Source organism: Wolbachia endosymbiont of Nomada ferruginata (assembly GCF_001675785.1).
In the GTDB taxonomy this organism is placed as follows: Bacteria; Pseudomonadota; Alphaproteobacteria; order Rickettsiales; family Anaplasmataceae; genus Wolbachia; species Wolbachia pipientis.
On record NZ_LYUY01000080.1, the window covers coordinates 1 to 6,496 of the forward strand.

4 protein-coding genes and 1 pseudogene are annotated in these 6,496 nt (G+C 36.3%); 4 read left to right on the plus strand and 1 reads right to left on the minus strand.

The genetic code is table 11. The features are described from left to right. Positions 1-147: 147 nt before the first annotated feature. The 3 genes from BA053_RS04860 (at position 148) to BA053_RS04870 (ending at position 2,601) form a co-directional block, all read left to right on the plus strand. Positions 148-648, plus strand: a complete 501-nt coding sequence (locus BA053_RS04860; protein WP_245611081.1) for a hypothetical protein — start codon at positions 148-150, stop codon at positions 646-648. Positions 649-687: 39 nt separating this feature from the next. Continuing rightward, the gene (fsa, locus tag BA053_RS04865) at positions 688-1,329 is read left to right on the plus strand and encodes a fructose-6-phosphate aldolase (protein ID WP_065095095.1); all 642 of its coding nucleotides are present in this window, start codon (positions 688-690) and stop codon (positions 1,327-1,329) included. Positions 1,330-1,665: 336 nt separating this feature from the next. Continuing rightward, positions 1,666-2,601 carry an ankyrin repeat domain-containing protein gene (locus BA053_RS04870; RefSeq protein ID WP_065095415.1) on the plus strand — a complete coding sequence of 312 codons (936 nt, stop codon included), beginning with the start codon at positions 1,666-1,668 and terminating at the stop codon, positions 2,599-2,601. Here the strand turns inward: BA053_RS04870 and secA are convergent. Beyond that, entirely contained in the window at positions 2,585-5,245 is a 2,661-nt protein-coding gene (gene secA / locus BA053_RS04875; protein WP_065106825.1) for a preprotein translocase subunit SecA, read from the minus strand. The genes BA053_RS04870 and secA overlap by 17 nt on opposite strands. Before the next feature lie 249 nt (positions 5,246-5,494). Between secA and BA053_RS04880 the strand changes: the two are divergent. Beyond that, positions 5,495-6,496: pseudogene (locus BA053_RS04880) on the plus strand (hypothetical protein); the annotation flags it as partial.

Sequence of the window (6,496 nt, forward strand, 5' to 3'; positions counted from 1 at the left end):
CTTGCCATTTCTAATCCTCCAAAATTTTATTTTACCCGAAAAAACTCCTTTCTTTCTCTCCACTTTTTCTGGGTAAGGTCACTCTATTTATAGTACAGATGAAGAGAATTGGATTTATATACCAGTGCCGAAAATAGTTGACAAAGATTGTGTATACTTATTACAATTGTTTGGGTACCAGAAGTTTTTACGGCAACAAAGTATGCACTAACTATAAGTAAGGAAGACTTTAAGCAGGCAATAAAAAAAGTGAAGGAACGTTTAAAAGAGATTAAAGGAGAGAAGAAAAAGGGAATACGGCAGAAAATGAATCTTATTACAAATAGCATAAAGGGCTTTTATTCTAGTGTTAAATCGGACCTAGATTGGCAAGCCAAACGTAGTCTTATTAGGACATTAGTAAAAGAAGTCAACATTGATCTTGATAAAGTAGATGTAGTATTTAAGATCAAAGAACTTGAAAACCCCGCCCAGAATGGACAAAATCAAAAGATGGTACATTGTCTAAGGGGTCTGGGCACTGGGATGACATCTTTTTTCTTGGTACAAATTACTCTTATGTCTCAATATTTGTACAGTTGTGTTATCGGCCGTTTGATGTTTACAACGCAGGAAGTTCATACGGTTGTAAGTCAAGCGGTAGGATGACAAGATTTTGCAAGGGTATTTTTTTTATGGGAGATTAATATGGAAATTTTTCTTGATAGCGTTGATTTAAATGAAATTAAAGAACTAAAGGAGTTCATTGACGGCATAACAACTAATCCTTCTTTAATAGCAAAGTCCGGGCGTAAAGATAAATACGAGGATTTAGTGCGTGAAATATGCTCTATTATAAAAGGGCCTGTTAGTGTTGAAGTTGTTGCAGATAGCCATGAAGAGATGATCACAGAAGGTCTGAATTTAGCAAAAATTGCTGATAATGTTGTGATCAAATTACCTCTTACACATGAAGGATTAATTTCTTGTAAAAAGTTGTGGACAGAGCATAAAATACCTGTTAACATCACATTATGTTTTTCTCCTGGACAAGCACTGCTTGCCGCTAAGGTCGGTGCTTGTTTTATTTCCCCCTTTGTTGGTCGCCTTGATGATATAAGCTATGATGGCTTATCGCTAATAGAAGATATATGTACTATATATTCTAATTACGGTTTTGATACTAAAGTTCTTGTTGCATCAGTGAGAAGCCCAGCGCATGTAATAGAAGCTGCAAGGCTTGGTGCTGATTCAATTACTGTGTCAGCAAAAGTACTTAGACAATTAATTAATCACCCACTTACTGACCAAGGGCTAGCAATATTTGAAAAAGACTGGGGTGTAAAATAATAGACGGTTACAAATGAACATAAAAATTGGCGTATCCGTTCAGGCAATGGCGTCAACTTAAGAGCCTTCATTAGCAAACTCTCCTAAAGACATGATGGCGTTTGCTACCTTATTGCGGCTGCCCTGGTCGAATTTTAACTTTATAGCTAACCCAAGAAAGGTTTCCCTACATCATACCGCCGAGGCGCTAACGAGTAGCGGAATGACGAATTTGTTGTTTTTCAAATTGTAGGTAAACCTAAAGCTATAGAAAAAAAGAAGAACCAGTTTCTTAGTTTTTCATTGACATAATCCACTCCATATGCCATAATAAAATTTTATATCTTGGAGAAGGAAATGACATTAAGGTTAATACTACAAGAAGTCAACAGTAGTCCAGATCTGAGTAAGGAAAATTTAATTGATAGAATTAAAGATAAGCTGCAGCAGGAAAATCAACTTATATATGATGAGTGGAAAAAAAGCGAATTTGATATAAATTACACGTTTATAGTGCTCAAGTGCAATTTATTACTTATAGCAGCTGAAAATGGCTATGAAAAAGTAGTAAGATACTTAACAAAAAACGGAGCTAATGTTAATGTACAAGATGAATGGGAAAAAACCTCCTTACATTATTCTGCTCAGCATGGGCATGCACAAGTAGTAGAAGTTTTGCTAGAAGAAGGAGCAGACGTTAATGCACAAAATGAAGATAAAGGGACTCCTTTGCATTATGCAGCTTATAGTGGTCATATAGAAGTAGTAAAACATCTTATAAAAAAAGAGGCAGATGTTAATGTAGTGGACAGATATGGAAGAAGTCCTTTACATTATGCTGCTGAGAATGGATACACACAAGTAGTAGAAGTTTTGCTAGAAGAGGGAGCAGACGTTAATGCACAAGATAAAGACGGAAGAACTCCTTTATATTATGCTGTTTATTACACTCATGGTGAACATCCAAGACTAAATTATCAACATCCAAAAGTAGCGAAACTTCTGCTAAATTATGGTGCAGATCCATCATTTATTCATAGACCTAAAGCTATAACAGCAGGAATTACTGTAGGTATATTAGCTGCCATTGTTGCTCCATTAGCACTCATTTATGCTACTGCATTACCTGCACTAGCAATAGTTGGAATTACTGTGGCATCTGCACTGATCGTTGGTGGAATTTCCTATGGGGTTGCATATAAGTCATCAGAGCATTCATTAAACAGTAAGCTAAGTGAGGTTAGATGCAGTAACATAGGTGGACAGACTACAGCTCCTAATTCACCACAGTAACCGCGCCGTGGCAGTGTTTGTACTTCTTTCCAGAATTACAAGGGCACTTGTCGTTTCTTGAGACTTTGGGAAGTCTGCTATTTCTAGCAGAATGTAATCTATTGCCTATCTCTTGGTTGTCTGCCAACTTAAAGTGCGCTAGGCGATGAATGGTGAGTTCCTTCCATTTTTCAAGCATCGACTCAAACATCAAGAAAGCTTCGCGTTTAAATTCATTCAGTGGATCTTTCTGCCCCATAGCACGTAAGCTTATGCTTTGTCTTAGGCTCTCTAGAACTGAAAGGTGTTCCCTCCATAAATGATCAAGTGTCATTATCATCATTTGCTTCACGATCGTATTCCACAAATCTGTAGTGTGCTGACTGTTGAAATATTTTTCTTTCTCAGTAAAAAATTCTTGTATCTTATCATTTACATAATTCAAAGCTTCTTGTTTATTCAAAAACTTTGCCAAGTCTTCTTTATCAAGCGTTATTCCATACCTTGTATGGAATTCTTTGGCTATATCTTCAACATAATCTTCGTAATAGCCACTTTGGATTATACCTTCTACTACGCTCTCATTTACTTCGCTATACACTTCAAACAAATCATTAATTTCGTTGCCTAAGATATTGTTTCTCTGCTTAAAAATAACTTTACGTTGGTTATTGATTACGTCATCAAACTTAAGTAGAGATTTCCGCACGTCATAGTTTCTAGCTTCAACTTTCTTTTGCGCTTTCTCGAGTGCCTTATTGATCCATGGATGATGAATAGCTTCGTTATTCTTTAACCCTACTTTTTGTAAAAAGCTTCTCATTCTATCAGAACCAAATATTCTCATTAGGTCATCTTCGAGCGATAAAAAGAACTTAGAAAGTCCAGGATCCCCCTGACGACCAGAACGGCCGCGTAATTGATCATCTATTCTCCTGCTTTCATGTCTTTCGGTTCCAACCACACATAAACCACCAGCTTTTATAGCAATTTCCTTATCTTTTTTTACTCTTTCAACTATTTCTTGGTATTTTTTTTCTCTTTCATCAGCATTTTTTATCTTCTTTAGCTCCACCTTTGCAATCATTTCAGCATTTCCACCAAGCTGAATATCAGTTCCACGTCCTGCCATGTTAGTTGCTATAGTGATACTACCTGGCACTCCAGCTTGCGCTATTATGTACGCCTCTTGTTCATGATAACGAGCATTTAATACTGAATGCTTAAGAGAATGGCTTTGCAAAAGCGCAGAAAGCTTCTCAGAGTTTTCGATGCTCACCGTGCCAACAAGGACCGGTTGAAGGCGTTTGTAGCATTCTTCTATAAACTTCAACACAGCATTAAATTTTTCCTTTTCTGTACCGTAAATTTCATCATCAATATCAACTCTTTTTACAGGTACATTGGTTGGAATTTTTACTACATTTAATCTGTATATATCACGAAACTCTTCTGCCTCTGTTGCTGCTGTTCCCGTCATTCCGGAAAGTTTATTGTACATACGAAAGTAATTCTGAAATGTGACCGATGCTAAAGTTTGGTTTTCATGCTGAATTTCAAGATTCTCCTTCGCTTCAAGTGCCTGATGAAGACCATCGGAATATCTCCTGCCCTCCATCATACGCCCAGTAAATTCATCAATAATCACTACCTTGCCATCCTTTACTATATAATCTTTATCAGCAGTAAACAGCTTATATGCACGTAATGCTTGGTCTATATAATGAGTCATTATCATGCTGTCAGTATCATAGAGCGAGGAATTTTCAGGAATGAGATTGTATGACCTTAGTAGTTCCTCCACTCGTGAAATACCATCTTCAGTCAAGAATACCGTTCTACCTTTTTCATCTACTTCATAATCGGAGTCAACTAATTTAGTTACTATTTTATTGATATGCTTATATATCTGATTGTTTTCCTCAACCGGGCCAGAAATAATAAGCGGAGTGCGAGCTTCATCAATGAGTATTGAGTCCACTTCATCAACTATTCCGTAGTGAAAGCCTCTCTGAACCATGTCTTCTTGAGAAAATTTCATATTGTCTCGCAGGTAATCAAAGGCAAGCTCGTTATTTGTGGAATACACGATATCTGCACTGTAAGCCTCTTTCCTCTCTTCGTCTGTCAAGTTATTCGTAATAAACGCAACAGAAACCCCAAGAGAATTATATAATTTGCTCATCCACTCTGTGTCTCGTTTTGCAAGGTAGTCGTTAACAGTTACGACATGTACGCCTTTCCCTTCTAAGGAATTTAGATATGCTGCTAAAGTTGCAACGAGTGTCTTTCCCTCTCCTGTTTTCATTTCTGATATCATGCCATTGTGGAGCACCATTCCACCAATCAGTTGAACATCAAAGTGCCTCATGTTAAGAAACCTTCGAGAGGCTTCACGCACAACTGCAAATGCAGGTACGAGAAGATCATTTAACGTTTTCCCATTTTTCAATTCTCGTTTGAATTCTTCAGTTTTACCAGCAAGCTCCTCATCAGATAAGCTCTGCATTTCTGTTTCTAATGCATTTATTTGCTGAACAATTTTCCTAAAGGATTTTATTATCTTCTTGTTTGTGGAACCAAATATCTTTCTTATAAAAAAGAATGACAACGTAAAAATGAAAAATATAAGAATGGCTGTCAAAATTAGCGGAGAATCTAGCATAAACTTAAGTAACGTCTTATTTAATATGAGATTATATTACTAAATGCAGCCTACAGCAATTACATATTAGATTTGGGGAGTCTTTGGAAAGTCTTTTTTAAATCAAGAATTAAGAGTTTGCCAGGCAATTCCTACCCTCGAAGGCCTTTCTATCAACACATAAAGACTCTATTGCATTATTTTAGGTGTTTGGTAATCTTTAATTCTAGATCAAACAAATTTATAGCAGCCTGTATGAGGTAACTAGTTATGCACGGTAATATCTACCAGCTAAAGGTATTGATGCTATTTTTGCATCGAGGAGTGCTCTATCAGCACTCTTTTCGCTTAGGTACAGAAATAGAAGAGGCCAGAAAGTTCGATGATTTAGTATTTGAATGTACCCAAGGTAGTAAGAAAGTATACCGTTTTTTGCAGGCTAAACACACACAAGATGAAGATAACAAGAAAATTGGAGTAGGGAACTTACTTACAAAAGATAAAAGTGGTGAGTTTGGATTAGCAAAGTATTTTGTTTCTTACCTAAAGATCAAAAATAATCAAGATTTTGCAGATGGTAACCTGAAAGATTTTATTATCTGTACTAATATCGATTTTGATCTGGATCAAAGCACAGCACGAAACACAGTGAAGAAGTTGAAGGTAAAAACTTTAGGACCAAACGAGGAAATAGAAATTTTAGTTGAAGTAATCGACACTAGTGATGTCTTTTTTAAAGATGGTGGCACTAGATATAAGTTCTCTTATATTCACAATAACATGATTTCAGTAGTGCAACCAGCATTTGAAAGTGCTGTAGAAGAAGCGATGGAAGAATTAGAAGAGGAGATAAAAAAACTCCAAAACAAGCCAGATCAGAACTCAAAAAGGAAATTGGAAAGAAATCAGACGTGGCAACGTGAATTTGGACGAATGATGAATGAAGGTAGGTTGGAAGACAATATAAAAGAATTTTTTGATAAGTTAGTATTTGCAGTAAATCAGCCCAATGAAATAAAACTAGCGGATATTATCAAAAGTGAGCTAGGCGAGCAATTTAATGATATTGATAGACAGAATGTTTACGCTCGCTTCCAAGAAAAAATGCTAGATTGGATGAAAGAAAAAGGGAGACGTTTTCTTACACATGAAGACGGAAGAGAATTCTTTCGCAAGATGAAAGAAGAAATCTTAGAGGTTGTCCACAAACCAGTAAATCAAGCATATTCCCTACTTAACATAACTTTACTCATAGCCAGATATATGAAACTT